Below are 24,827 nucleotides of genomic sequence, written 5' to 3'. Positions count from 1 at the left end.
TGCGCGATCAGGTACTCAATCAGGCACTCGATCACTTACGCGGTCATGAGCTCCCTACGCGCGCAATCAGTACGTGCGTGAGCGCGCTCAGCCCGCGAGGCGCTGCTTCACCGCCGCGGCCACCCGGCCGCCCTCGGCGCGGCCCGCCACCTTCGGGTTCACGATCTTCATGACGGCACCCATGGCACGCGGCCCCTCGGCGCCCGCGGCCTTCGCCTCCTCGACGGCCTGCGCGACGATCGCGCCCAGCTCGTCGTCGGTGAGCTGCTTCGGCAGGTACGCGTCGAGCAGTACACCCTCCGCCTGCTCCCGCTCGGCCGACTCGGTCCGCCCGCCCTGGGCGAAGGCCTCGGCGGCCTCACGGCGCTTCTTCGCCTCCTTGGCGATCACCTTCTGCACCTCGTCGTCGGAGAGCTCGCGCGCCGTCTTGCCCGCGACCTCCTCCTTGGTGATCGCGGCGAGGGTCAGCCGGAGAGTGGAGGAGCGCAGTTCGTCGCGCGCCCTGATCGCCGCGGTGAGGTCTTCGTGCAGCTTGGACTTGAGCGTAGTCATAGCCTCTTCATAGCCTTTTCTCATGGACCCGGTCAAAGAAGATTCGCAGGTCAACAACGACTCGGAACGGCTCCGCAGGCCGGCCCGGACAGCCGGGTCACAGCGAGACGAGCGCAGTCGTACCGACTGGACAGGGGAACCGGCGGCGATCCACTGCCGGATCTGGATCCGAACCACCTGTCGGCCTGACATCCACGGGTGACATCAACGGCGCCGGACGCCAGCACACTCGCGTGTCCCTGCATGGACCATCCCCCGCAGGACTCTACGACCATGCCGAACGCCGATCGAACTCCTTAAAGCGGGTGTCACAGGGTTCCGGCCCGTGCGAGCCTTCGCCTGCTGTGCGCGGGCATCCGCAGCCGGCCCAGGAGGAGACGTGCGACTCAGGGGCCGGCGGCTCAACCAGGCGCCGGTGGTTGGTCCTGGTTGGGCTGGTCCTTCGGCTCGTTCTTGGGCTCGTTCTTCGGCTCGCTCTTCGGGTGGTCCTTGGGCTGGTCCTTCGGCTCGCTCTTCGGGTGGTCCTTGGGCTGATCCTTCGGCTCGTTCTTGGGCTCGTTCTTCGGCTCCTTCTTCGGCTCGCTCTTCGGCTGGTCCTTCGGCTGCTCCTTGGGCTCGTTCTTCGGCTGGTCCTTCGGCTCGTCCTTGGGCTCGCTCTTGGGCTCGCTCTTGGGCTGGTCCTTGGGCTCGTCCTTGGGCTCCTTCTTCGGCTGGTCCTTGGGCTCGTCCTTGGGCTCCTTCTTCGGCTCGTTCTTCTGGTGGTCCTTGGGCTCGTTCTTCGGCTGCTCCTTCGGCTGGTCCTTCTTGCTGTCCTCGTCCTTCTTCTTGCCCTTCTCCGGGTACTCCCCTTCCTTCTTGTCCCGGTGCTCCTCTGTCGATTCAGGAGGGGGCAGGACAGGGAAGTGCGTTCCGGCAGGCTGGCCCTTCGGAGTGGGAACCCTGGCGTCGCTCTTGCCCAGGAGGTCGCCGTTCGGGCGCTGGAACCAGCCCTTGCGTTCCTGGTCGAACATCGTCACGGCCTTCATGGGCTTTTCGGCGGGTGTGACCGCAACGAGGTTGGAGGGCTGGAATGACGACCACTGCCTGCCGGTGTACTTCTGCTTGTTCTCGCCGGCGACGGGCGGAGTCAGGGGGTTGCCGCAGGCGCAGCGGACGCGCGGAACGCCGCGGTCGTCGACGAGGACGGCCGTGCCGGCCTGCAGGATGGCCTGATAGCTGGTCGCCGCGCCGCTCGTGTACCCGTGGTTCGTGACGCGTGTGTCCCAGACCAGCCGAGTCGGTGTCAGGGACCGCAGGTACTGGGGGATTTGGGACTGCCGGAGATTGAGGGCTCCGGCGAAGGCCTGCCCTTCGTCGCCGTGCTGCGTGAGGAACTTGACCTGCTTCTCGACGTCACAGCTCGCGACGTTCCGCGTACCGCCGTACAACCCCGGGTGGGAACCATTGACGACGAGGGCGCCCGTGCCGCCGTCCACGCCGGCCGATGACGCACCAGGGCTTGCGGACGAGGCTGCGGCGTCCTTGTCCTGGTTGACGGTCGACGGGGTGAACGGATCAGGGCCGGCCACGGAAGGGGTCTGGAGGAAGACCTCCCCACCGCCCCTTTTCCCGCCGGGGAGGGCAACCGTGAGGATCACCGCCATCGCGGCACCTACCACCATGGTGCCGACACCCATCAAGGTTCTCCGCGTCTGCCACCGGGGCGACTGTCCTCCGCGGCGCCGACCTGGCTCATCCGGTCCGCCGGGCGGACCCGTGGACCCAGGTGGGGGCGGTGGCTCGGGTGGGGGTGATGGCCCGGGTGGGGGCGGAGGTACCGGCGTCTGCTCACCTGAGGGCAGGCCGGACAGCGGACCGGAGGGAGGGCCGGTGGGGCGCTCGGACGAAGGAGGCAGGGAACTCACGGCACTCTCCTCAACTGCATTGATGTCGCGGAAACAGAATTCTCATTCGCCTCCCAAGGCACTGTCGCTCCATGTCCGGGAGGCACGGATCATGTACCGGCTTTGTCGGAGCCGCCTCTCGAGTAAGCCCCGGGTCTTGCCGTCGCGACACGTCACTACTTTTCGGGACTTGACAGAGAACAGCGTTCCCAATGGGCGGCCGTCACCGGACTGCGCCCACGGCGGGGCATCACGAGCCAGGCCGATCAGCCGCGAGCGGGCACTCGCGGCCCTCGCCGCGCACGTCGAGCCCTGTACGATCTGCCGCCCCGACCGAGACCTCGGCATGCTGTGACGCGCCACCCGCGGGTGCGGCGATGTACATGCCCGCGCATTTCACGGCGGCGGGCCGCCGGACCCGGCATCCGTCATGCGGCCGACATGCGGCTGCCGCTCGATGGCGATGACGGCGTCGCCTTCCGGCCATCGCCCGTTGACAGTCTGCCCACGTGCCGTCCATCCGCGTCCCCGTCGTCGACACCCGCCGCTGCCAACTGCTGGGGCTGGTGGGCTCGGCAGCCCTTGCCGCGGGCGGCGCGACCGCCGGAGCGCTGCCCGTACGGGAGGCTCTCGCGCCGGAGTCCGGCCGGGCGGCGGTCGGCCTGGCCGGCGCGTACTTCGGGCTCGTACTGCTGATCGCGGCCTGGGCCCTGCTGGGGCGCGCGATCCGCGGCCCTGAACCACCGGACCGCCGCGCGCTGCTGCTCACACTCGGGCTGTGGGCGGCACCGCTCATCGTGGCGCCACCGCTGTTCAGCCGGGATGTCTACAGCTACCTCGCCCAGGGCGCGATGGTCGACGCGCGGATCGATGTGTACGCGTACGGTCCCTCCCGGCTCGGCGGCCCACTGACCGACGAGGTGGCGCCGGTGTGGCGGCACACCCCGACCCCGTACGGCCCGGTCTTTCTCGCCTGCGCCAAGGCGATAGCCGACTTCTCCCGTACGGAGGTGTCCACCGGCGTATTCGGCATGCGGCTGGTCGCGCTGCTCGGGGTCGCCGCGATGGTCGTCTGCCTGCCCGCGCTGGCCCGGCACTGCGGGGCGGAGCCGGCCGCCGCGCTCTGGCTCGGGGCGCTCAACCCGCTGGTGCTGCTGCATCTCGTCGGCGGCGCCCACAACGACGCGATCATGCTCGGCCTGCTGGGCGCCGGTCTGGTGGCCGCGCTGGGCCGCTGGCCGGTACTCGCCGTCGTACTGGTCACCCTCGCGGCCCTGGTGAAGGCGCCCGCCGCGCTGGGGCTGCTGGCCGTGGCCCTGCTCTGGGGCCGGCATCTCGGCGGCCGGGCGCGGAGGCTGAAAGCGGCGCTGGCGGTGCTCGGCGTGGCAGCGGCCACCACAGCCGCGGCGACCGCGCTGGCCGGCACGGGCTATGGGTGGATAGCCGCCCTGCACACCCCGGTATCGCCGCAGAACTGGTCACTCACCTCGTCGCTGGGTCGGATGACCGGCGCCGTGCTGGAGAACGCCGGCAGCGGACTGGCCCAATTCGCCACTCCGGCATGGCACTTGCTCGGCCTCGCCGCGACCGCAACCGCCGTACTGATCGCCTGGCGGCGCCATCTGCCGCGCCCGGTCTACGCACTCGGGCTGAGCCTGACGGCGGTGGCCGTACTCGGGCCCGCGATCCGGCCCTGGTACGTGCTGTGGGGGCTGTTCCTGATAGCCGCCGGGCCCGACCGGCCGATACGCCGGGCGGTCGCCGTCGCCAGCGCGGTATTGGCCCTGGCCGTACTCCCCAGTGGATTCGCGCCGGACCGGGCGCAGCTCGCGCTGGCGGCCGGCGGCGGGGTGCTGGCGGTGCTGACGCTGTGGTGCGCGTACCGGATCACGGAACGCACGGGGGCCGGGACCGGGCCAGTGGGGAGTACGGCATGACGGGGACGGGACCTGTGGGGAGTACGGCATGACGTGGCCGACGAGCACACGCGGACGGCTGCTGCTGGTGGTGGCGCTGGCGGCCGCGGCCGGACTCTTCCTCGCGACGGTCCCGCTGCACCGGGACTGGTTCGATCTCGGCGTCTACTACGGAGCCGTCGACAGCTGGCGCCATGGCGGGCCGATCTACGACTATCTGGTGCCGGGGACGCACTACGGCTTCACCTATCCGCCGTTCGCGGCGGTGTGCATGCTGCCGATGACGCTGGTCGACTGGCCGAGCGCGGTGGCGATCAGCGTGCTGCTCAACCTAGCCGCGGCGGCCGCCATCCTGTACTGGTCGGCCGTGGCAGTCGTCCGCCGGCAGGGCTGGAGCCGCTGGTTCGCCTTCGCCGTCGCGGGCTGTCTGTTCGCGCTGCTGGAACCGGTCCGCGACACGTTCAGCTTCGGGCAGGTCAATCTTCTGCTGCTGGCGCTGGTGCTGTCGGACGCCTGGCCGCTGTCGATGGCCCGAGAACGGTTCACGGAACACGGTGACGCGGGGCGGCTCACGGGCCACGGCAGAGGCCGGCGATTCACGGGCGTTGGCAGGCTCGCGGGCGTCGGTATCGGGCTCGCCGCCGCGATCAAGCTCACTCCGGCAGTCTTCATCGGCTATCTGCTGGTCACCCGGCGCTGGCGGGCCGCCGGCACCGCGGCAGCTGTCGCGACCGGCGCCACACTGCTCGCCATGTGGGCGGCACCCGGCGCGTCGCGGGTGTACTGGACCGAGGCGATGTGGGACACGGACCGTGTCGGTTCGCTGGCCTATGTCTCCAACCAGTCGTGGCAGGGCGTCCTGGCGCGGCTCTCGGAACCCGCGGCCCCCAGCCGTACGGTGTGGGCGCTCGGCGTGATCGTGCTCCTGTGCGTCTGGGCATGGCGGGCGCGCCAGGCCGTCGCGGCCGGCGACGAGCGGGCGGGCTTCGCGCTGACCGGCCTCGTAGCCTGTCTCATCAGCCCGGTCACCTGGGTCCACCATCTGGTCTGGCTGCTCCCGGCCCTCGCCGTGCTGATCGACTCCGGGCTCCGCGCGAAGCCCGGCGATCCGAGACGCCGCTGGCTGCTGACATGGGCCGTCGCGATCTACGTCGTGCTGTGCAGCAGCGTCGTGTGGCTGTGGAGCTGGGACGCCACGGGTGTCGACGGCTTCCTGGGCAGCAACACGTACGTCTGGATCTCGCTCGGCCTGCTGCTCGCTCTCCCCGTACGGGAAGCCGCGACGGAAGCGGATGCCCGCCAACCGTTTCTCCTCGAAGGGTCTGCGACGATGGGCGCATGCGCGCACGCTATGGAGTACCCCTGGGAATCACGGCAGTCGGCGCGGCCGGCCTCGCCTACGCCGCCGGCTTCGAGGCCCGCTCCTTCCGGCTCCGACGGCTGACGGTGCCGGTGCTGCCGCCGGGAATGCGGCCGCTGCGCGTACTCCAGCTCTCGGACATCCACATGGTGAGCGGTCAGAGCAAGAAACGTGCCTGGCTGCAGTCCCTCGCGGGCCTGCGCCCGGACTTCGTCGTCAACACCGGCGACAACCTCTCCGACCCTGACGGTGTGCCCGAGGTCGTGGACGCGCTCGGCCCGCTGATGGAATTCCCGGGCATCTATGTCTTCGGCTCCAACGACTACTACGGCCCCACGCTCCGCAATCCCGCCCGCTACCTTTTGGAGAGGGCCCAGGGCCGCCACGGCCTGAACGGCAACGCCCCGGCGGTCGGCGTGGTCCACAATCCGTGGGAGGACCTGCGCGACGCGTTCGACGCGGCGGGCTGGGTGGGCCTGAGCAACTCCCGCGGCCGGCTGAAGCTGGACGGCTACGAGCTGGCTTTCACCGGCCTCGACGACCCGCACATCAAGCGGGACCGGTACGAAGAGGTCGCGGGCGGCCCCGAGACCGGCGCCGATCTGTCGCTGGCCGTCGTCCACGCCCCGTATCTGCGCACGCTCGACGCTTTCACGGCCGACGGCTACCCCCTGATCCTGGCGGGCCACACGCACGGCGGGCAGCTGTGCATCCCCTTCTACGGGGCGCTGGTCACCAACTGCGACCTCGACACGGACCGGGTGAAGGGCCTCTCCACGCACCGGGCCGATGGAAAGGTCTCGTACCTGCATGTCTCGGCGGGCTGCGGCACCAGCCGCTACACGCCGGTGCGGTTCGCGTGCCCACCGGAAGCGACGTTGCTGACGCTGACGGCGCGGGACTGAGGGTGCGCGGTTCGGGGGCGCCGGCAGGGGCACCGCCGAAGACGGCCGCAGGGCCTCGGCGAGACGTCGACGGGGGCGTGAAAACCGGATTTCGCCTCCAGGCGCGGGTGGGCTAAAGTAATCGATGTCGCCGCGACAGCGGTGACATCGGGGTGTAGCGCAGCTTGGCAGCGCGCTTCGTTCGGGACGAAGAGGTCGTGGGTTCAAATCCCGCCACCCCGACGCTGGTCAGAGGCCACATACCAAATTCGGTATGTGGCCTCTGTCGTGCCCGGGGGGCCAAACAGGGGGCCAACGGAAGTTGATCAAGACCCAAACGGGTGCACTTGTTTCGTCAGGCGACGACCGGACATCCGGGGCAGATCTACTGACGCTATGGATCAAGGCATAGCGGGCTTGGTGGGGGCGGCGCTAGGGGGCTTCATCGGCGTCGCGGGCACGTTGGCATCAGTGCGGCTGACTGGAAGAGACCAGAGAAGGAATCAGCACGAGCACTGGCGTCGCCAGCAGCGGCGAGACGCCTACAGCCAATTAATAAGCCAAGCTTCTGAGGCCATCAGGCTCGGCGGCAATGCCACAGCCGCTTACTCAGGTCGTGAGCGCAACACTGACGATCTCTGGGAACGATTCAACGAGACGGTCCGCAAGCTGGAAGAGCCGATGAGTCTCGTGGCCCTGGAGGGCCCCGCGGAAGCAGCCGCCGCAGCGACGGAACTTGTGGGAGCACTTGCCGGATGGGCGGGCAGCATGCTCCTCGCCCTCGAGGAAGACTCGGGAGCCCATGTGCGAACCCGTTACGACCCGGCAGTGGGTCTGGACGAGCTAATAGCGGAGCAGGGGAAGAGCTATGAAGCCTACGATGCCGTCATCCAGCTCTGCTGCGATCTGCTGGACGTCTGACCAGCAGAGCTGGCCTGCGCCAGGTGCCCAAGCGCTGATGAATGGGCACCTGACATGCTTAGGGGATCGTACGAGCGAGCTCAGGTCGCAATGGGTTCATGTTGATCTCGGCCATCAGCGAAGATGTCGTCCATCGCTTCGGCGCCCGTCGTGATCACGGGCCGGAGCTGTTTGCGGTAGACCGCCTCGGTGGTCGCCTGACTACTGTGACCAACCAAGAGCGCGATCTGCTCCAAGGGGATGCCGTGGTCGGAGAGCAGGGACACGAAGCTGTGCCGGAGTTCCCGCGGCGTCCACTCAGGCTTCAGCCCGGCCCTTTTCACGATGGCCTTGAAGTCTCTCCGGACGTTGGCTGCGTCCAGCGGCTCGCCGCTCCGTGTCGTGAAGACACGGCCCGTCGGGCTCCACTCCATCCCTCTCGATGCTCGTTCCTGCTTCTGCCATCGCATGTGCTCTTCGAGGACTTCGACTACCTGCTTGGGCAGAGCTATGGTCCGGCGGCTCTTCCTGGTCTTGGTCTCGCCGTGCTTGCGAACCGAGCGCCACACCGCCACGTGGGGCGGGATGCCGTCGGTTGTCTCCAGGAAGAGGTGGTCCCAGGTGAGGGGTCGCGCCTCTTCCGTGCGCACCCCGCTGAGGAGCGAGAGCACGAGGTAGGCGTACAGCCGTGACGGACGCGCGGCAGTGAGCACTGCTTTCGCCTGCTCCAAGTTCAGCGCCTTGCTCGGACGGCCGGGGCGCCCCTCCGGTGCGGTGACGAGTAGGGCGACGTTCCGCGCAGCCTTGTCCCTACGCTGAGCGTGCGCGATGGAACGGCGCAGGATGGCGAGCAGGTCACGCAGGCTTCGCGTTGCGAGGAATTCGGCCCTGCCGTCCAACCAGTCGTCGACGTCGTCCGCGCTGAGTTCCTTCAGCTTGGCCTTGCCGATGAACGGGATCAGGTGCTTGTTTGCCATCGAGCGGTTCTTGCCGACGGTGCCCTTCTCGTCGCGCCCCTTCAGCCCACGCTCCAACCAGTCGTTCACCGCATCGGCCACGGTGTAGTTGGCCGGCGCTTTGACGCCGGTCTGAATCTCCTTCTTCAAGTCTCGGATCTTGTTGCGGACTTCGGTCTTCGTCTTGCCGTACACCTTCGGCCGGCGGCGCTTGCCGTTCGGGGCATACCCCAACGAGACGGCTCCCACATAGCTCTTCTTGGTGGGGTCCCAATAGATCGTGTCTGCACCGTGGCCAGCCCTTTGGGCGCGCTGCGGGGTCTCGGTCATGCTGTGTTGAGCCTCCATGGGACAGGGCCGCGCCCAAAGAGCGCGGCCCTGCATAGCTGAGGTGATCTGAGGTCAGACGGTGGTCTCTGCCTCGCGCTTGAGCAGTTCGACGTACCGCGCGATGTACTCCGGCGGCACGAGTCGGCGACGGCCAATGCGGACTGTCTGAAGTCGTCCGAGGCGTATCTCCTCGTAGACCATCGAGCGGCCAATCCTGAGAGCCTTGGCCGCCTCTTCGGGCCTATAGAGGAGTTGTTCAGCAAGTGCGGTGGCGGTGCTCATGCGGCGGTGCCTCCTCGGCAAGGAGCAAGGGGCGGTGGCCCCCCTTCCTGTCAGGTCCGCTACCTCCGCTACCTCCGCTACCGCCCTGGTCAGGGGCGTGATCGAGGTAGCGGATAGGGCGCGAGGTAGCGGATAAATGCGCTACCGGCCCCGGATCGGGTCCGTGGGCCGGTAGCGGATGGAGCGGTGAGGTAGCGGATAGATTCCGGCTATCCGCTACCTTTCTTGGGCCTCTGACCTGCGCGGTAGCGGAGGTAGCGGAAGTAGCGGACTCTCAGGGGTAGGGGGGCAGTACCGCGCCCACGCGTCGTGAAGATCCGCCGCGTAATAGCCCTTCATCACGCTGCCGCCGGTCTTGATGTTCCGGGCCGCGATGGGCTTGTTGTCCGCGGTCATGTACTCGCGCAGCATCCGCGACAACCCCCGGGCGTCCAGCGGCCGGCCGCTCATGTCCGCCCACGGCGCCTCGTCCAGACTGTGCAGCCGGTCGAGTACGGCGACGGTGGGCAGGCGATCGATGCCGTTGAACACGTAATCCCGCAGGTCGGTGAGCAGCCGGATACCAACGCTGCCCTTGTCGCCATCCTTGGCCGCATTGACCAACTCGACACATGCGGTACGGGCCCGCTGGGGCCACTCCCCGCCCGCTGCGTCGGCGATGGCGATGAGCGGTTCCCACACATCGGCCGGCCGGTCCGTCACTTCCGGCGGCAGGATCGGGAAGACCCCGTCAACGAGGTGGCTCACGGTCTGGGCCCAGTTGGCGAGCATGTCGCGCAGCGCGTTCCCTTCCTTCTCGTGGATGCGCTGCCGATACGGCTCCACGCGTTCGTTCCGGGCCCGTCGGCGCATGCGGATGATGACCGAGCGGGTCAGGATCGTGTCGGGCAGCGAGCCGAGCCCCGCCATCGCGACAGCGCAGTAGGAGGGGAACTCCTGCACCTGTTGATTGGCCCCGTCGCCGACACACCGCCACATGCCCACCCCGCGGCGATGCCCCGCGTTGAGGAAACCGCGCAAGGGCTCGTTGTCCCCGGCCTTGGGGCCAAAGACGGTGTCGATCTCGTCGAACAGGACCGTGGGTCGTGTCTCGAGTGTGGACACGGCGCGGAAGAGCACCGAGGCGGATGCGTTCGCCGCCACCAGGGGCTTGGGCACGAGGGTTTCGACGATTTCCAGGGCTCGGCTCTTCCCGCTGCCCGGCTCGGGCGAGAGGAACGCGATGCGTGGCGTGGCGTCGAAGCAGTCCAGCAGATGCGCGTGAGCATCCCACAGAGTCACCGCGACATAGGCCGCGTCGATGGGGAAGACGTTGAAGCGCCGGTGGAAGGCTTCCACCTCATCGAGCAGCGCGGAGCCGTCCGAAACTTGTGTCGGCCGATTGGTGCTCATGCTGCTTTCCTCCCTTCCTGAGAGGTACGGAGCGGGCATAGATCGCGGTGCGCGGTGTGCAGGTCGATCAGGTCACGCACCTTCGGCCGGCCGATCGCGCTGCGGTCCCAGCCGCACACACACTTCGAAGTGGCGGTGGGAATCGCACCCTTGGGTGCGGCGATGTGCAGCCACGCGACGGGGTAGCGGCCGTCTGCCTGGTGCGGGTCCGGGCGAAGGGCAGATGGGACGCCTTCGGCGACGTCCTTTGGGGCGCCCACACCCGGAGGAACCGCGGCCAGTGCGGCGGCGCGCGGCCGGTGGGTGGTGCCGGGATGGCTCTTTATTGGGGAGCGGGGAGGGTTGCTCATGCCGTCCTCCGCTGCGAGTTGTGGGCAATGGACCAGTTCAGTCCGCTGCGCACGGTCGAGCGGCACTGGCGCTCCGACAGGCCCGCGCACTCCCCCGCCGATTGAAGAGCCTCCTCCACCACATCGCGGGGAAGGTCGCCCCACGCGATGAACCGCCCAAGAGCTCGCGCCCCCGCCAACAACGTGGCATTGCGCTCGCCCTGCGGGGCGTCCCGCACGGTCGCCGTTTCCGCCCTGAGCGCGGCTGCGGCGTAGCGAGAGGCCCGAGAGGACGACGGCACAGCCATGAGTCTCCGCGATGCCTGACGGAGCGCCAGAAGGGCGTACAGCCATTCCGGGAGTGGGACGGGCGGGGTGGGATCAACCGGGGTGTAGGGGCCTGCCTGGGTGATGCTGCCCGCGGCGACGACGTAGCCGCCCCACGCTCGGGTGTCGATCAGCTTGCCGAGCCTGCCCGCCGTGTTCGCGAGCCGAGCCCCGGGCGGGGTGGTGAAGTACAGATGCGCTCCACCGCTCGCAGTCCGCACCGTGTGCGTAGTGGGCAGGTCCTGCCCGGCGCGCTCGCAGAGCGCACGAAAGGTCGTCACGCCGCAAGGCGTGTCCGCACTGCCCTTGCTCCTGCCCTTGTGCTTGGGCATGTCGAGATCCACGACCAACAGCCCGGACGGGCCAGTGGCAATGCCGACATTGAACGGGAGCGAGGCCCACGCGCGGCGGATGCGGTCAGGGTCGATGGTGGCGCGCTCTTCCCACTTGCGGTGACCACCCGCGCAGTCCCCGATCCCGGGACAGACCGCTTCGCCGTGCAGGGCAGGGCGCTTGTCGTGGGGTCGGAGGGGGAAGACGTGCCAGCCGCGTTCAGCGGCAGTTAAGGCCGCAGTGAGCGGCGCCGACGGCGGAACATGAGTCATGCTGGATGTCTCCAGTTCTCTGAATGGGTGCTGGGTAGCCGGGGCGGCCGCGAGTCTTTGGCGAGAGGCGCGGCCGCCCCGGGCGTAGCTACTGGTTCTTGGCCCACAGGGCGTACTGCTGACGGACATAGCCGCGCGGGTCGGTGATGCCGTCGGCGTGGTCGATGTCGAGCAGGTGGCGGGCCGCTTCGGTGGCGGCCTCGCATGCGTCGCCGAACCCCTCTCCGGCCTCGTCCCCGAGGGCGATGCGGTCCAGGACCGCGGCCTTGCGGAGCCAGAACTCCCGCCCGAGCAGTGCGCCGGTGGGACGGCCGACGGAGTGGTAGGCGGTCCATCCGATCTCGCTGGTGATGCACGGCGCGGTGGCGTACGCGTCTTCCGGCGTCGGCCACGTGAGCGGCTGCGGCGCGGGGTCGGCGTTGTCGGTCGCGTAGCTCATGTCATCGAGCTGCAGGAGCAGTTCCCCGAGCTGGCGCCGAGTGATGTCACGTGCGTAGGGCTCGGTCCAGCCGTCGCAGTCCAGCTCGACGGTCACGACCTCGTCGTGGTTCATGTCCATGTCAGTGCTCCTTGGTGATCTCGACGGTGGGGAGTTCGGGCAGGCCCGCGCTTTCAAGGGCCTTGGGGTCGAAGCCGGGCAGGGCCGCGCGGGTGATGAGCGCGGTGGCGAGGGATTCGGCGTAGGCGGCACCGGAGCGGGCTACCTCGATCTGTGCTCCGGCGCGCAGGGCTTCCACGCGCTCGACGTGCGCGTGTTCCTCGCGACGCTCGATGGTGCGCCGCTCGTAGGCGACACTTTCGCGGCGGTCGGTGCGCCAGTACCGGGCCGCGAGCCCGTACGCGATCGCGGTAGCGAGGACCCACAGCAGCAGGGGCAGCGAGATGCCGTCGGCGTATCCGGCGACCCCGGCGAGCGCGAGCCCTCCCGAGGCGGCGAACGCGGTCCCCGCGATGACGCTGTCACCACGGCGACCGGCCGAGGCGAAAGCGCCGGCCGCCGCGGCCCCGGTGGCGAGCACGACCATCAACGCGGCGTTGCCGACGGAGTGTTCGGCACCGTTGGCGTTCCAGATGCGGCCGAGGATCAGCACGGTGGACGTGGCCACGGCGGGTGCGGCCTTGGGGGCTGCGAGGGCGATCCAGTGGCGCGCCAGGATCGGTTCGTTCACGGGGTGCCTCCTAGAGCTTGCTGATGGCGTCGATGACAGCCGCAGACAGGTCGTTGACGGGCCCGGACGCTCCGGTGGAGGCGAGGTAGAACCCGAACATCGCAGCGATGAACGCGGAGCCGTAGCCGAGGGTCTTGGAGCGCAGCAGGAAGAACAGGACCAGCCCGAACAGGGCGACGAGCGAGACGGTGACAGCCACGAGAGGCCTCCTTGCGGTGAGTTGAGGGAGCGTGGTCAGCGGGTGCCGTCGCGGTGGAGGCGGGCGGCGGCGTTGTAGAGGTGTCGGCCGACGCGTATGCGCTTGCCGGTCGCGTGGCAGCGGCGGCAGTCCTTGCCGCGCTTGAGGCGGCCCTTGCGGTCGGTCTTCATGTCGAAGCCCCAGCCGCGGCACTTGCGGCACGGTCCGAACGGCGACGCCGCACACAGACCGCAGTAACCAAGAGTGATGGCGAGTAGGCAGGCGATAGCGAGCAGGGCAGGGGGCATGACGGGCCCTCCCAGGCGGTGTTCAGGGGTTTTCGCAGGTGGGCCGCTATCCGCTAGCGGCCTGATCAGACAGGGTTTCGGGTGCTAGCGGGGCCGCTAACGTTAGCGGGGTGTGCCGCTAGCGCTAGCGGCCCCGGAGACTCAGCCCGCGTCCCGGTTTCCGTCACGCTCCGCAATCGCTGTGACGATGTGGGAGCGGTCGATACCGCGCCGGTTGACGACCTTGCCGTCGATACGGCGGCCCACCTGGATGGTGGAGACGCCGTGCGGCTTCAGCGCCGCGGCGAGCGCGTCGGGGTCCCAACCGTCGTAGACGTCCGGCCGCAGTTCGGCGAGGCGGGCGACGACGGTCTCGGACCAGCGCTTGGGCTCATCGGCCGCGACCACGGCGAGGATGTCGGCGAGCAGGTCGTAGCCGCTGCCCGCAGCAGGCTCCGGCTCCTGACCGAGCGCGTGGCCGGACAGGGTCCCGGCGTCCTCGCGTGCCTTGCGGGCGCGCCGCGCGATCCGGTCGGCGTTCGGGGCGTCGACGTAGACGCTGCGGATGATCCGGGCGTCCGAGCCGTCGCCCACGAAGTAGGCGATGCCCTTGTCAGCCCAGGAGAACATCGTGGCGCGCACGCCCCGCTTGTAGGAGGAAGTGCCCAGCACCATGTCGTTCTCGGTCTGGCCCATGACCTTCATGCACAGCCGCACGCCCGCGTTCGCGGAGATGCCGGTGGGCAGCGACTTCGCGTCCGGCCGCTGGGTGGCCAGCATCAGCACGATCCCGGTGGCCGGTCCCCGCTTGACCAGGTCAGTGCAGATGTCCTCGAACTCCTTGCCGTACTTGTCGTGCTCGAACCACACCTGGCACTCGTCCACGCAGATCACGATGGGATGCAGTCCCAAGCTCGGCTTGGAGGCAAGTTCGCTGGTCACCTTGGACTCCGGGCACACGTCCCGTGGCAGCGAGCGGATCACCTTCGCGCGGCGCCGCAGTTCGCCGCGCACCTCGCGCATGTCGGCGATGGCGTACTCGATGTCCCCGTCTTCCTCCCCGGCACGGTGCCGGTAGGAGACGTGCTCGCCGACCGGGTCCAGGTCACCGGTGCCCTTCAGGTCGTAGGTGTGCAGCTCCGCCCGCGGGTCCAACGCCGCGATCAGCGCGAACAGGCGCAGCAGGAACGTCTTACCCATCCGCGGGATCGCGCCGATGATCGCCGCGATGTACATGAACGTCAGGCCGACCCAGCGGCCCCGCTGGTCGGTAGAGAAGTCGACCGGCTTGAACAGGTCGACCAGTCCGCCCTTGGCCAGCAGCCAGGCAGGCTGCTTAGCCCTATTCATGTCCTGGTCACCGACCCACAGCACCAGCCGTCCGGTGTGCTCATCCGGCACCGCCTCGGGCCACACACACCCGAGCGGGCGGCGCAGGCCCGAGGCGAGGCGTTCGCGCCGCTCGATGATGTCCGTCACCGTCACGCCGTACGGGAGGTTGCCCTCAGCCCGCCAGCCGGGCCCATCGCGGGTGATCGGGGCGGTGAACTCGAACCCGTCCCGCCCCTTGCCCTGTGCCTGGTTGATCGCGGGAATGCCCAGTGAACCGAGCGCGCGGAGCACAATGTCACTGGTGAGCTTGACGGCCTTGGGCATCTCGACCGCCCGGTGGATGACCGGCGCATCGGCCTGCCGGCCGTTGAACCCGAGCGCCATCACCAACGCGCTGACCGACACGGCCTGAAGCCAGCCCGGAGCCAGGACGTAGAGAGCGAGCGCCGCGCCAAGCCCGATGAACATGGACAGCACGCTGACCAGCGTCCGCAGCCGGACCCGACCATCCCGCTGACGCGAGAGCTTCAGGTACTCGGCAGCGTCCTCGCGCCGCACCGCGGCGAGCCGGACCGGCTCGCCCTCACGGTCGGCCACCCACCGCAGCGTGCTGCCGACGAACTTCGCGGCCCCAGCCGGGGACTGAAACGCCAGACGCAGGGCGTAGACCGGGGAACGCAGCGCGTGATACCCGGCCGCATGCGCATAGTGCCGGGCCACCCACGTGGCCGCGGTCTTCAACTCTCCGGCCGACCGCAGCCACACCGGGACAACGTCCCGACGGCGCGCGCCCATCAGCCGACCCAGATAGCCCGGACCGGCAGCGACAGCAGTCGGCTGGTCGACCACCACTCGCCCATCCGGGTCGGGTGTCGGGTGTCCGACCGAGTCGACCGACTCGGCACGAGCCGACCGGGCCTTGTCCAAGTCGACTACCCGGGCACCCGAGTCGGGTCCGGAGTCGGTTGCCATGTCGGCTTCGAGTCGGTTGAACAGTTCGTTCTCGTCGTCGTGATTCACTGAACGTCCCTCCCTGGGACACGGGGTTGGAAGGGGCCCGGACGGCGCTTTGGACGGCAGGCGTCCGGGCCCCAAGGGGTGGATCAGGTGCTACGCGGCTTCGGCCACGGCGTAGCGCGGCATGTAGGCGATCAGTTCGACGGCCACGCCGCCGACGACCGCGTGTGCCGTGAGGGTCTGGATGTTGGTCGCGTTGCAGTGCGCGACCTGCTCCGGAGCGATGTTGAGCGCTTCGCGCCAGGCTTCGAAGTCGGCGGACTTGGTGTGCAGGTGGACGCGGATGCCCTGATGGATGCCGTGCGGTGCCACCACCGTGCCGATGGTGATGCTGTCGCTGGGCAGGGTCGGGAACGCGGTCGCGAGTGAGGCCAGCGCACGGATCGCCTCAGCCTGATCTCCCACGGTGGGTTTGTTGTCGGTCATCGTCGTAACTCCCGTCAGGCGGGTGGGCTGGTTCATTCGGCGCGCTGTTCCTCGGGGTAGGCGCAGGTGACGCACATGCCGAGCGAGGTCGGGATGCAGTACCCGGCATCAACGCGGCACTTCGGGCAGGTACGGCGGGCGAGCATCGCCAGCGCGAGCGCGCCCCACTTGCGCGACGTCATCGGCCGGACCGGCTTGGCCCGGTCGACGCGGTAGAGGTAGGCGACCAGGGCGCCCGACGTGCGGCCCCGGCACCGGCGCATCACCTGCGCGGCGACCGGCTGCCCGCCGGGCCGTAACCCGCGGGCCCGGAGCTGACGCCGGGTGGCATAGCCGTCCGGGGCAAGGCGCCAGGGGTAGGTCGGTATCCCGTAGGTGGTGCCGTTCGGGTCGTAGCACTTGCCGAACGTCGGGGACATCAGGCCGCCACCGGCTCAAGCTCCGCAGGGTCACCGCCGGTGGCGCGCTCGGTCTTGAGCGCGTCGCGCAGCATCCGGGCGTTCGCTGCGGACACCCGCACCGTGGTGCGGATACGGTCCGCGGTCAGCTCAGCATCGGACCAGGTAGCCGTAGCCTCCCGCGCCGCTGCCAGCAACTCGGCAGGGGTGCGCCCGGCTTTGCCCTTGGCCTTGCTGCGGCGTGCGGGCCGCAGCTTCGCCTTCGACTCCCCCTCGGCCGTGCGGTCCGGCTCGGGCTCCGGATCCGGATCGGCCGGCACAGTCGCAGGAGCCAATTCCCCCAGCTTGAGCAGCACTTGGGTGCGCTGCGGGGTGTGCTTGCGCCAACGTCGCCCGTAGGTCTCGCGCAGCTCCGCGCGGGCCAACTGCCGTTCCCTCTCCCGCTCCAGCGCGACGGCGTAGGAGGTGATCTCCCACAGCGTCATGCGCCGCCACAGGGCGAAGGTGGAGGGGAAGGCCAGCAGCCACCGGCCGAACCGGATCTTGTCCATGCGACGGCCGGTCACCGCGCCGATCCGGACGGCGTAGATGTGGGCGCCGATCTCGGAGAACACCACCCACAGCAGCGGCATCGTCCCGTGGGCCACCTTCGCCCACATGCCCTGCCCGGCCGCGACGTTCAGCCCGCACGTGATCAGCGTCAGCGCCCACGGCACGAACCGCACCCAGGCCAGCGCCATATCCATCCGGATCAACAGCAGATTGGCGACCGTGAACACCGGGATCGCCACATCGATACCGACCGGCAGCATCCACGGCGAGACGAAACCCCACCGGGCCGCAGCCACCGACACGGCATCGAACGACGCCACCAGGCCCAGCGCGCCAACCCCGGCCGCGCTGAGCGCGCCCAGACCGGCAAGGCCCAATTCCGGGCGGGTCAACGGCGGCACCTCGGGGCGCGCCGTCGTCGACGCGTTCATGCCGCCACCGCCTTGCCACCACGCGGCCGACGACGAACGGTGCGGCGCGGCAGCGGGATGATGTTGAACAGTTCCGGGGCGAACGTCTCGATCGCCTGCGCGGCGACCTGGCTCACCGTGTCCGGCAGCTCCGGATACGCGCTGAGGATGTCCCGCGCAGCGTCCAGCCGGGCGGCCCGCTCCATCTCGGTCTCGCCCTCCACACCCAGCCACAGATCCAGCGGGGTGCCGAGCGCGAGCTCAACGAACTCCGTGGCGGTAACAGCCACATGACCAGCAACGATGTTCTTCATGGGTCGTACTCCTCATCAGGTGGGAACGGCCCAAACCAGCGGCCCCGGTGTTCGAGCACCGGGGCCGCGCGCCGTTGGAGACCAGGGGATGTCCGGCTCCCCTCAGCCCCGCCCGTACGGCAGGGAGCCGGACGGGTGGGGGAGGCAACCGGCCGCCGCACCAGGTGCGCCGGAAGTTGAGGTAGTGCGTGTCTCCTTCATCGCGACCGCGCTCCCGTGTCAGGTAGAGCTGTCCGGCCTCGAAGTAGGCGTATGGAGACATGACCTTTCGGTCTAAGCCCTCCGGTTAATGCCAAGGCGCCGGGTCGCCTCCCCCCGTCCACCGCGGGGCTCCTGGTCGTGCGGTCTTGCAGGTCAAGCACTTGCGGACACAACAGGTGAAGCCCTTCCGGGTTCGCCGTGCTGATACGTAACAGCATGTACTAGCACGTACCATGACGCAAGAGGGTGGCACGGATTCGTGCTAGGTCGTACTAGGGGTGGGTACGCTCGATTGCGTGATGAGCGCTGAAATCTCTAAAGACGACCCCAGGCCGGAGTCTGAGCAGGCCGCCGACATCCTGCGGCAGGAGATCTTGTGTGGTGACATCAAGCCCGGAGCCCATGTTGGCTCCGTGCGGGACTTGGCCACGCGCTTCAAGATCTCGGGAATGACCATGCAACGAGCCCTTGCGATCCTGCGCGAGGATGGGCTCATCATGACCACGTCGCGCGGCAGCTATGCCCGCGACCCGGAGCAAGCCACCGAAGGTAGCGAAGCCGACGTAGGTGTCGACCTTCCTGAAGTCCTGCGCCAGCTCGAACATCTCACCTCCCAGGTCTCGGAACTTCGCGGCAGGCTCGAAGCGCTCGAAAGCCGCTCCGTGCCGGGTGGTGCGTGATCTGCAACCACCATGCAGGGAACGGGAGTTGAGAGGTAAGTGACAGCCAGGGGACGGCAGAGCGGAGCAGGGGACATGTCCGGTGACACCCCTCTGTCACCTTCCCTGTCCCCCCGGCTCGCGGGTGAGACTCGGAGTAGGCACTCGGAGGAGGGCGCATGACCGACGACAGGCCCGCATGGGCGCGGCGCATTGCTGCCGAGCGATCGGCACGTGACTGGTCGCAGCGTGAGGCAGTCAGGGCGTTGCGGGCGCACGCTCCCACGGAGCTGCCCGCCGAAGACAGCATGATTCGCCAGTGGAAGCGCTGGGAGTCAGGCCAGATGCCGAACGACTTCTACCAACCGATCATCGCGGCGACTTTCGGCACCGTGACGCACGCGCTCTTCCCTGCGCCCGCGCGGCGGGACGGAGACAGGGAGATCCTGGCAGCGTCCGGCATGGAGACGTTGGAGATCGTGAGCCGTCTCAGCCGGTCCGACGTCGACTCCGCCACGCTCGATGCTCTAAGGATCACGACAGACCGCCTCGCCTCGGAGTATCCATTCATGCCGAGCGAGCAACTTCTCATCGAGGGGCGCCAGTGGCTTCGCCGCGTGGTCGAACTCCACTCGAAGAGTCTCACGCTCTCTCAGCACCGCGAGGTGCTCGCCCTGTCCGGCTGGCTCGCCCTCCTGGTCGGCTGCGTCGAGTACGACACGGGCGACCGCCACGCGGCTGAGTCGACGCGACAGGCAGCACTCTCGCTCGCCACTGAGGCAGACCATGCGGAGGTCGCCGGATGGGCGCACGAGATGCGGGCATGGTTCGCCCTCACAACCGGTGACTATCGGGGCGTCATCGCGGCGGCACGGGCCGGAGCCGAGACAGCGGCGCACCACGGCGTGGCCGTGCAGCTCGCTGCACAGGAGGCCAAGGCATGGGCGCGGCTCGGAGACCGCCGGCAAGTCGAGGTCGCCTTGGACAAGGGGCGGCGAATGCTCGAAGGAATGCCACACCCTGAGAATCTGGACAACCACTTCGTGGTGGACCCAGCCAAGTACGACTTCTACGCGATGGACTGTTACCGCCTGGTCGGTGAAGACAAGCTCGCGCGCACGCTCGCCGAAGAGGTGCTGAGGGTGGGAACGGACTTTGACGGCACCGACCGCTCACCAATGCGTAACGCCGAAGCGCGCGTCACACTGGGCGTCACGGCGGCGCGTGAGGGCGACTTGGAGCAGGCAGTCATCATGGGAGAGCGGGCCCTCGAAGGCGACCGGAAGTCAGTGCCGTCGCTCATCATGACCAGCCGCGAACTCGCTGCCGAGATGAGGAACCGGTACAGCTCCGAACCGACAGCACAGGACTACCTCGCGCGACTTCACTCACTCGCTGAACAGAAGCCCGGATTCCTGCCTCGCTGAGACCCAAATCCGCGCGCACCTTCTCTGTATATTCAGACAGTGCCGCAATGGCATGGCGGCATGCGGAAACTAGCCTGCACTGGCACTCCCGCTGCACTGGCACTCCCGCTAGGCAGCCGAGCTAAGGAAGCCCACTATCGCGCTGTGAGGCCCGGATGCGATTTATCCCTCTTATCGGCATCATGCTTGTCTTTATCGTATCCGAGATAGCCGAATATTATCGCCGCGAGAAGCGATGCAATGGAGATCGCAATGGTGACTCTCTCGAAACTGGACATTGAGGGAGCTTGCGGTGGTGGCGTGCTTTCCGAGATCCAAATGGTGGTCTGGTGGCGCCGTAGGACACGTGTGCCCACGATGAAGCCAATAAAGTATGCGAACGTGGGGCACATGGCAAGGGGTACGTAGGACCACGCGAACGGATCGGCTTTAGCTGACAGATCGACACCAGCCACCGTCAATATAGCCACATATGCGAGCCATGAGATCCCCGCGAACATGACGCCCGTCAGTTCCGGTTTGAGTAGCCAAAGCCGACGCTTCCCATGCGTTTCCTGAATCAAAGACTTTAGATGCTCAACCTTGGAACGGGCCCAAGCGGGATCACCGGAGATTGATAAAGTTAGACCTTTAGGGGAAATTTCTACGCGAATACTTTTCGGGAATTCGCCGTCGGGTGTGTCATCTCGGGTTGTCGTTATGCTTAGCCAGAGGTTATCTAAAATTTCTGGATCACCAGGCTCATTTGACTCACTTAGCCCCTGGACCAGATCATCTAGTGTCGCCGCGTAGATTTCTACAAGAATTCCTCGCCGCGTCCCCATGACCCGGCTGGTAGAAGAGGGGAACCCTTCGCACATTACGGCCCAAATGCGCTCAATATGCCTACGCTCTAATTTGCAGTCCTCGAAGAGGTAACTGGCCCGGGCCATAGCGGTGTGCGGCGAGGGAGACGACATGCCTACATGCTCGCAGTCGGCCACGGGCTGCGAGTCCCGTTTGAGGAGACTCCCGGAGCTGCTGAGCCGCCCGCGTGCCCTCAAGCCCACTCCACCGACGGACCGGCCGCCTGTGGGCCGTCCGAGCCAGCCAACGACGACAGTCGACAAAAGCCCTTCCCCTGCTCAGAGACGGCGCCTTGGATGTCGGCGCAAGTGCTCATCGGCGAACGTGAGTTGAGGAGCAGTAGAGCCCAGGCTGCTGTCACCCACGGAGACATCTCCCGCGATCGGCCAATCTAGGGGGCCAAACAGGGGGCCAAACGGTGCAGCCCCGTCGAGACCCTCCCGGACGCTCATGGACAGTCCCGGTAGCGAACGGGGCAGGTCGATGGCACCAATGCAAGGTCGCGAAGGGGCTGATCGCGTTCGGGACGAAGAGGTCGTGGGTTCAAATCCCGCCACCCCGACAGCTGAAAAACCAGGTAAGAGCCAACCTGCTCTTGAGAGCAGGTTGGCTCTTACTCGTTTCGGGGGCCTTTTTGGGAGAAATCTGGGAGAAGATCTTGGAATTCCTCTCCCAGACCGCCAGTGACCACCACTACTACTGCCGTTGAAGATCGTCACGGCAGGAAACGACGCGGACCGGACCCCCTAGTCGTCCAGGGTGATGGTGGTCAGGGCACGGAAGGCCCCGACGGGGAGGAGCAGGCCTGCCCGCTTGTCGGTGCTACGTGCCGCGACCAGGCCCGTCAGCGCGCCAGTGCTGGAGAACGCCGGGGCGCCGAAAAGGCCGTCGACGAGTTCGCCGGACACGCGCAGCCAGTCTCCCGAGCGGCCCTTGACGTCGAGGAGGCACGAGTACCGCCCCTGCATGGCGTGCGCGCTCACCAGGCTCTGCCTCCCGGGCGTATGACGCCAGTCGAAGACCAGCACCTGGTCGGGGAAGGCGACGGGCTCAGCCAGGCGCAGCACCGCGAGGGACGAGCGGACCCCCAAACCATATGATCCGAATCCGGGGAGGTCACGGATCTCGACCTGCTCGGCCCGGACCCTGTGCTCACCGATCACGACTTCCATCACGTGCCCCGATGCGCTCGTCCCCAGGGCCCGCTCCAGCACTACGCCCGTCGTGATCACCGTCTCAGCGTCGAAGAGCAGGCCGTTGCCCACGTGCTCGCCACCCGCGCACAACCGGACGCTTACCGAGGCGACGAACTCCTCGTCCACCTGCCAGGTGTCGGCGACGACACTGACGTCGCCGTGGATGTGCCCGAACTGGTACACCGAGTTCAGAGGTGATGCGCCGGGGGTGGTCACGACCTCGTTCCGTACGTCGGCAGCGGAGCGGGAGGCCGCACCGGACCCGTCGGGGACAGGCGGCAGAAGCTCCGGCAGCAGAGCGGCCTCGCCCTCCCGCTGTGCCGTCTCCTCCGCGCCGGCGAGCTGGCGCTCCAGCTGCTCGCAGCGCTTCTCCGCCTGCCGATGCAGGGCCTGTACACGTTCCAGCTCTGCCTGCAGTTCACGGATCTCCGCGCTCAGCCGGGCGTGTTGGTCGGCCGCATCACCGGACGGGGCACCGGTCACCGGCTCTGTCAGCGGGGACGCCGGCATCGCCTGCAGCTCGCGAAAGCGCATTTGAAGGTCACGAATGCGGTGTTCGCGGTCCTGGAGGGTGTCCTCCAGCCAGCGTTCCCGCGCGGCGGCCCGCCGTGCCTCCTGATCGGCTTCCGCGAGCTTCCGTTCCAGCAACTGCACCTTGTGCACCGGGCCGTTGCCAGCCTGCACCGCGGCGGTGTGCAGCGCGCGGAGCATGCCGATGGTTTCCTCGGTCGGTACGGTGCCCCGTTCCTCGGCGACGTCGTGCAGGAGGTTGAGGACGAACTCCCACGGCGGCAGGCGGTGTCCGCCGAGAAAGCGGGACACGGTGGAGGAGTCGTACGTGCGACGAGCCGCGTAGCGGCGGGTCGAGATACCCAGGCCCGCGAAGAGATCCCGCAACGCCTGGGCGAGAGCGACCACTTCCGGCGGCAGGCCGTCATCGACCGGCTTCAGTTCGCTCATCCTGCTCCGCCGCCCCGTTCCCGAACTCGTATCCCGTGCCCGTGCTTGTACCCGAGTGTGCTGCCGGTCGTCCGGCAGCACTGCTGCATCTGCCGCAGCGCCCCGCCCCTCCGTGAGGGTGGACGTCCATCGTCACAGATGCGATCCGCCGGACAGGCCCTCACCATGAACGGGGAATTACCCATGCCGCAGCGCACCAAGCGAATTCAGGATCTCGTCGTCTTCCTCGCTGTACTCGGCGTCGGCACGCTGCTCGTGCTGCGCGGCGTGCCGGCGGAGTCGCTGGCGACGATCGCCGTAGCCGTATCCGGCCTGTACGCCGCTTGGCGCGGCCACGGCGGCCCTCCGCAGCCGCCGGCCTCCCGGTGACATCCCCGGCCCGACCCCGAGACGTCCCCCATCTCTCGCGGCCTGTTTGATCTACTGCGGTAGCGCCTGTGGTGCTACGTAGCTGGGAGAAATTTGGGAGAAGATCTTCTCCCGACGTCTCCCAGATGCCTGGCGAGACCAACTCACACCAAAGCCCTGGCCTGCGCAAATACCTTGAGTGTCAGATCTGGATCTTGCCCTGACCTTATTCGGGACGAAGAGGTCGTGGGTTCAAATCCCGCCACCCCGACAGCTGAAATACCAGTTCAGGGCCGGTTTTCCTTCACGGGAAACCGGCCCTGACTCGTTCCTCGGTGCTTCTGGGGAGTGAACGGGGAGTGGATCAAGGATTCCACTCCCCGAGCGTCACCCTGGCGCGCTCTCAGCGAAGCGTCGAGCGCACGCAACGGGGACCGAGGATGCATGGCCAACCGCGCCTCCAACGACTCCTCCCACTGCTCGTCAGTTCATCCATGAGCCGATTCCTCATCCGCGCGGTGATGTGCGAGTAGCGCGCCTGCACCGGACCGGATGTGTCCCGTGCGCTCATCCATCAACTTCGGCGGACTTCGGAACCCCTCCGTGCGCGTCTTGGCCGTGCGGCGCAGCCCGTGAGGTGCGAGCCCCTTCGCGGTCTTCTCGCCGACCCGCAATCCAAAAGGGCGCCGTCAACGTAGTCAATGGAGAGCCCGCAACCCGGGGAAACGCCCCGTTCAGCCGGTTTCCGTACAGCGGGGATCTTGGCATGCAACGCATGCTCCTCGTATGTGCGAGGCGACGCTGCGACCACGCCGCTCCTCCCCCTTCGGCTGCGGCTATCCATCTCGTGCCGCTGAGAGTTGCGCGAGACGACGGAGGAAAAGGTGCATCCATCATGCGAGCACAACGCGCGAGGCGCCTCGCCGCGGTGTCCGCGGCCAGCATTCTGATGGCCGGCGGCGCTGCGATCGGCGCAGCAGGCACGGCCACAGCAGCCCCTGCCGTGCACACCCAGGCGACCACCAACTGGTGCGGCGACCGCGATAGCTGGGGCGGAAACTGCTTCGACCACCGATCCGACCACCGATCCGATCACCGATCCGATCACCGCTTCGACCACCGCTTCGACCACCAGCGCTTCATCTTCACCCCTGGAGGTTTCGTGATCATCGTGCTCTGATACGCCCTTGAACATGGCGTCGAGTCAGACCTCCTGAAGCAGGCCCTCGACGGCAGCGAGTGCATCCTGGGACCCGAGCCCGGCGAAGGTCGCCGACCGGCATGGTGGCGGCCGTACGCCCAGGATGCACTCGCTGCCGTCGAGGGCCTGCTTCAGGAGGTCTGACTCGACGCCATGTTCAAGGGCGTATCAGAGCACGATGATCACGAAA

27 protein-coding genes and 1 tRNA gene are annotated in these 24,827 nt (G+C 67.9%); 10 read left to right on the top strand and 18 right to left on the bottom strand.

Going from position 1 to position 24,827, the window contains the following annotated elements:
• Positions 1 to 87: 87 nt before the first annotated feature.
• Together ACWDZ6_RS06185 and ACWDZ6_RS06180 are read right to left on the bottom strand one after the other, a co-directional pair.
• Complete coding sequence (locus ACWDZ6_RS06185; protein WP_351455119.1) at positions 88 to 552, bottom strand: GatB/YqeY domain-containing protein; 465 nt, start codon at positions 550 to 552, stop codon at positions 88 to 90.
• A gap of 401 nt (positions 553 to 953) precedes the next feature.
• Positions 954 to 2,228 carry a DUF6777 domain-containing protein gene (locus ACWDZ6_RS06180; RefSeq protein ID WP_451501876.1) on the bottom strand — a complete coding sequence of 425 codons (1,275 nt, stop codon included), beginning with the start codon at positions 2,226 to 2,228 and terminating at the stop codon, positions 954 to 956.
• On the opposite strand from ACWDZ6_RS06180, the gene ACWDZ6_RS06175 reads away from it, so the two are divergent.
• The 6 genes from ACWDZ6_RS06175 to ACWDZ6_RS06150 all read left to right on the top strand — a co-directional run bounded on the left by ACWDZ6_RS06175 (position 2,212) and on the right by ACWDZ6_RS06150 (position 7,516).
• A complete protein-coding gene (locus tag ACWDZ6_RS06175; RefSeq protein ID WP_451501922.1) occupies positions 2,212 to 2,790 on the top strand; it encodes a DUF6233 domain-containing protein in 579 nt (192 codons plus the stop codon). The genes ACWDZ6_RS06180 and ACWDZ6_RS06175 overlap by 17 nt on opposite strands.
• 154 nt (positions 2,791 to 2,944) lie before the next feature.
• Positions 2,945 to 4,372 carry a polyprenol phosphomannose-dependent alpha 1,6 mannosyltransferase MptB gene (gene mptB, locus ACWDZ6_RS06170; protein WP_451501875.1) on the top strand — a complete coding sequence of 476 codons (1,428 nt, stop codon included), beginning with the start codon at positions 2,945 to 2,947 and terminating at the stop codon, positions 4,370 to 4,372.
• Between the two features lie 28 nt (positions 4,373 to 4,400).
• Positions 4,401 to 5,795: a glycosyltransferase 87 family protein gene (locus ACWDZ6_RS06165; RefSeq protein WP_451501874.1), complete on the top strand. Its 1,395-nt coding sequence runs from the start codon at positions 4,401 to 4,403 to the stop codon at positions 5,793 to 5,795.
• Positions 5,690 to 6,616 carry a metallophosphoesterase gene (locus ACWDZ6_RS06160; RefSeq protein WP_451501873.1) on the top strand — a complete coding sequence of 309 codons (927 nt, stop codon included), beginning with the start codon at positions 5,690 to 5,692 and terminating at the stop codon, positions 6,614 to 6,616. Before ACWDZ6_RS06165 ends, ACWDZ6_RS06160 begins: the two co-directional genes overlap by 106 nt.
• Before the next feature lie 148 nt (positions 6,617 to 6,764).
• Positions 6,765 to 6,838 (top strand) — tRNA-Pro (locus ACWDZ6_RS06155).
• A gap of 153 nt (positions 6,839 to 6,991) precedes the next feature.
• Positions 6,992 to 7,516, top strand: coding sequence for a hypothetical protein (locus ACWDZ6_RS06150; RefSeq protein WP_451501872.1), 525 nt, complete (start codon positions 6,992 to 6,994; stop codon positions 7,514 to 7,516).
• An 80-nt stretch (positions 7,517 to 7,596) separates the two neighbouring features.
• On the opposite strand, the gene ACWDZ6_RS06145 is transcribed toward ACWDZ6_RS06150, so the two are convergent.
• From ACWDZ6_RS06145 to ACWDZ6_RS06080, 14 genes are all read right to left on the bottom strand, one after another.
• The gene (locus tag ACWDZ6_RS06145) at positions 7,597 to 8,781 is read right to left on the bottom strand and encodes a site-specific integrase (RefSeq protein ID WP_451501871.1); all 1,185 of its coding nucleotides are present in this window, start codon (positions 8,779 to 8,781) and stop codon (positions 7,597 to 7,599) included.
• A gap of 72 nt (positions 8,782 to 8,853) precedes the next feature.
• Positions 8,854 to 9,063, bottom strand: a complete 210-nt coding sequence (locus ACWDZ6_RS06140) for a helix-turn-helix domain-containing protein (RefSeq protein ID WP_451501870.1) — start codon at positions 9,061 to 9,063, stop codon at positions 8,854 to 8,856.
• 216 nt (positions 9,064 to 9,279) lie between these two features.
• Positions 9,280 to 10,455 carry a DUF3631 domain-containing protein gene (locus ACWDZ6_RS06135; RefSeq protein ID WP_451501869.1) on the bottom strand — a complete coding sequence of 392 codons (1,176 nt, stop codon included), beginning with the start codon at positions 10,453 to 10,455 and terminating at the stop codon, positions 9,280 to 9,282.
• On the bottom strand, positions 10,452 to 10,805 hold the full coding sequence (locus ACWDZ6_RS06130) for a hypothetical protein (RefSeq protein ID WP_451501868.1): 354 nt from the start codon (positions 10,803 to 10,805) through the stop codon (positions 10,452 to 10,454). The genes ACWDZ6_RS06135 and ACWDZ6_RS06130 overlap by 4 nt, the downstream gene beginning before the upstream one ends.
• A complete protein-coding gene (locus ACWDZ6_RS06125) occupies positions 10,802 to 11,716 on the bottom strand; it encodes a bifunctional DNA primase/polymerase (RefSeq protein WP_451501867.1) in 915 nt (304 codons plus the stop codon). The genes ACWDZ6_RS06130 and ACWDZ6_RS06125 overlap by 4 nt, the downstream gene beginning before the upstream one ends.
• An 88-nt stretch (positions 11,717 to 11,804) precedes the next feature.
• Positions 11,805 to 12,275 (bottom strand): hypothetical protein, encoded by a 471-nt coding sequence (locus ACWDZ6_RS06120; protein WP_451501866.1) that lies wholly within the window; start codon positions 12,273 to 12,275, stop codon positions 11,805 to 11,807.
• Between the two features lies 1 nt (position 12,276).
• Positions 12,277 to 12,885 carry a hypothetical protein gene (locus ACWDZ6_RS06115; protein WP_451501865.1) on the bottom strand — a complete coding sequence of 203 codons (609 nt, stop codon included), beginning with the start codon at positions 12,883 to 12,885 and terminating at the stop codon, positions 12,277 to 12,279.
• Between the two features lie 10 nt (positions 12,886 to 12,895).
• Positions 12,896 to 13,084, bottom strand: a complete 189-nt coding sequence (locus tag ACWDZ6_RS06110; RefSeq protein ID WP_451501864.1) for a hypothetical protein — start codon at positions 13,082 to 13,084, stop codon at positions 12,896 to 12,898.
• 35 nt (positions 13,085 to 13,119) lie between these two features.
• Complete coding sequence (locus ACWDZ6_RS06105; RefSeq protein WP_451501863.1) at positions 13,120 to 13,371, bottom strand: hypothetical protein; 252 nt, start codon at positions 13,369 to 13,371, stop codon at positions 13,120 to 13,122.
• A gap of 141 nt (positions 13,372 to 13,512) precedes the next feature.
• Positions 13,513 to 15,702, bottom strand: coding sequence for a cell division protein FtsK (locus tag ACWDZ6_RS06100; RefSeq protein ID WP_451501862.1), 2,190 nt, complete (start codon positions 15,700 to 15,702; stop codon positions 13,513 to 13,515).
• A gap of 90 nt (positions 15,703 to 15,792) precedes the next feature.
• Entirely contained in the window at positions 15,793 to 16,125 is a 333-nt protein-coding gene (locus ACWDZ6_RS06095; RefSeq protein ID WP_451501861.1) for a hypothetical protein, read from the bottom strand.
• A gap of 32 nt (positions 16,126 to 16,157) precedes the next feature.
• Positions 16,158 to 16,544 carry an RRQRL motif-containing zinc-binding protein gene (locus ACWDZ6_RS06090; RefSeq protein WP_451501860.1) on the bottom strand — a complete coding sequence of 129 codons (387 nt, stop codon included), beginning with the start codon at positions 16,542 to 16,544 and terminating at the stop codon, positions 16,158 to 16,160.
• Positions 16,544 to 17,506, bottom strand: a complete 963-nt coding sequence (locus tag ACWDZ6_RS06085) for a DUF2637 domain-containing protein (protein WP_451501859.1) — start codon at positions 17,504 to 17,506, stop codon at positions 16,544 to 16,546. The genes ACWDZ6_RS06090 and ACWDZ6_RS06085 overlap by 1 nt, the downstream gene beginning before the upstream one ends.
• Positions 17,503 to 17,799 (bottom strand): hypothetical protein, encoded by a 297-nt coding sequence (locus tag ACWDZ6_RS06080; RefSeq protein WP_451501858.1) that lies wholly within the window; start codon positions 17,797 to 17,799, stop codon positions 17,503 to 17,505. Before ACWDZ6_RS06080 ends, ACWDZ6_RS06085 begins: the two co-directional genes overlap by 4 nt.
• A gap of 500 nt (positions 17,800 to 18,299) precedes the next feature.
• Between ACWDZ6_RS06080 and ACWDZ6_RS06075 the strand changes: the two genes are divergently transcribed.
• Positions 18,300 to 18,680 carry a GntR family transcriptional regulator gene (locus tag ACWDZ6_RS06075; protein WP_451501921.1) on the top strand — a complete coding sequence of 127 codons (381 nt, stop codon included), beginning with the start codon at positions 18,300 to 18,302 and terminating at the stop codon, positions 18,678 to 18,680.
• Between the two features lie 323 nt (positions 18,681 to 19,003).
• Complete coding sequence (locus ACWDZ6_RS06070; RefSeq protein WP_451501857.1) at positions 19,004 to 20,086, top strand: XRE family transcriptional regulator; 1,083 nt, start codon at positions 19,004 to 19,006, stop codon at positions 20,084 to 20,086.
• A gap of 134 nt (positions 20,087 to 20,220) precedes the next feature.
• Here the strand turns inward: ACWDZ6_RS06070 and ACWDZ6_RS06065 are convergent, their stop codons facing one another.
• Together ACWDZ6_RS06065 and ACWDZ6_RS06060 are read right to left on the bottom strand one after the other, a co-directional pair.
• Positions 20,221 to 20,910, bottom strand: a complete 690-nt coding sequence (locus ACWDZ6_RS06065) for a hypothetical protein (RefSeq protein ID WP_451501856.1) — start codon at positions 20,908 to 20,910, stop codon at positions 20,221 to 20,223.
• A gap of 768 nt (positions 20,911 to 21,678) precedes the next feature.
• Positions 21,679 to 23,088: a hypothetical protein gene (locus tag ACWDZ6_RS06060; RefSeq protein WP_451501855.1), complete on the bottom strand. Its 1,410-nt coding sequence runs from the start codon at positions 23,086 to 23,088 to the stop codon at positions 21,679 to 21,681.
• A gap of 183 nt (positions 23,089 to 23,271) precedes the next feature.
• Between ACWDZ6_RS06060 and ACWDZ6_RS06055 the strand changes: the two genes are divergently transcribed.
• Positions 23,272 to 23,457 carry a hypothetical protein gene (locus tag ACWDZ6_RS06055; RefSeq protein WP_340474391.1) on the top strand — a complete coding sequence of 62 codons (186 nt, stop codon included), beginning with the start codon at positions 23,272 to 23,274 and terminating at the stop codon, positions 23,455 to 23,457.
• Positions 23,458 to 24,331: 874 nt separating this feature from the next.
• Complete coding sequence (locus ACWDZ6_RS06050) at positions 24,332 to 24,616, top strand: hypothetical protein (RefSeq protein ID WP_451501854.1); 285 nt, start codon at positions 24,332 to 24,334, stop codon at positions 24,614 to 24,616.
• Positions 24,617 to 24,827: the final 211 nt, after the last annotated feature.

The organism is Streptomyces sp. NPDC002926 (assembly GCF_053591755.1).
The sequence above is the reverse complement of the archived record's forward strand: the minus strand, read 5'-3'. Positions and strand labels throughout refer to the sequence as shown.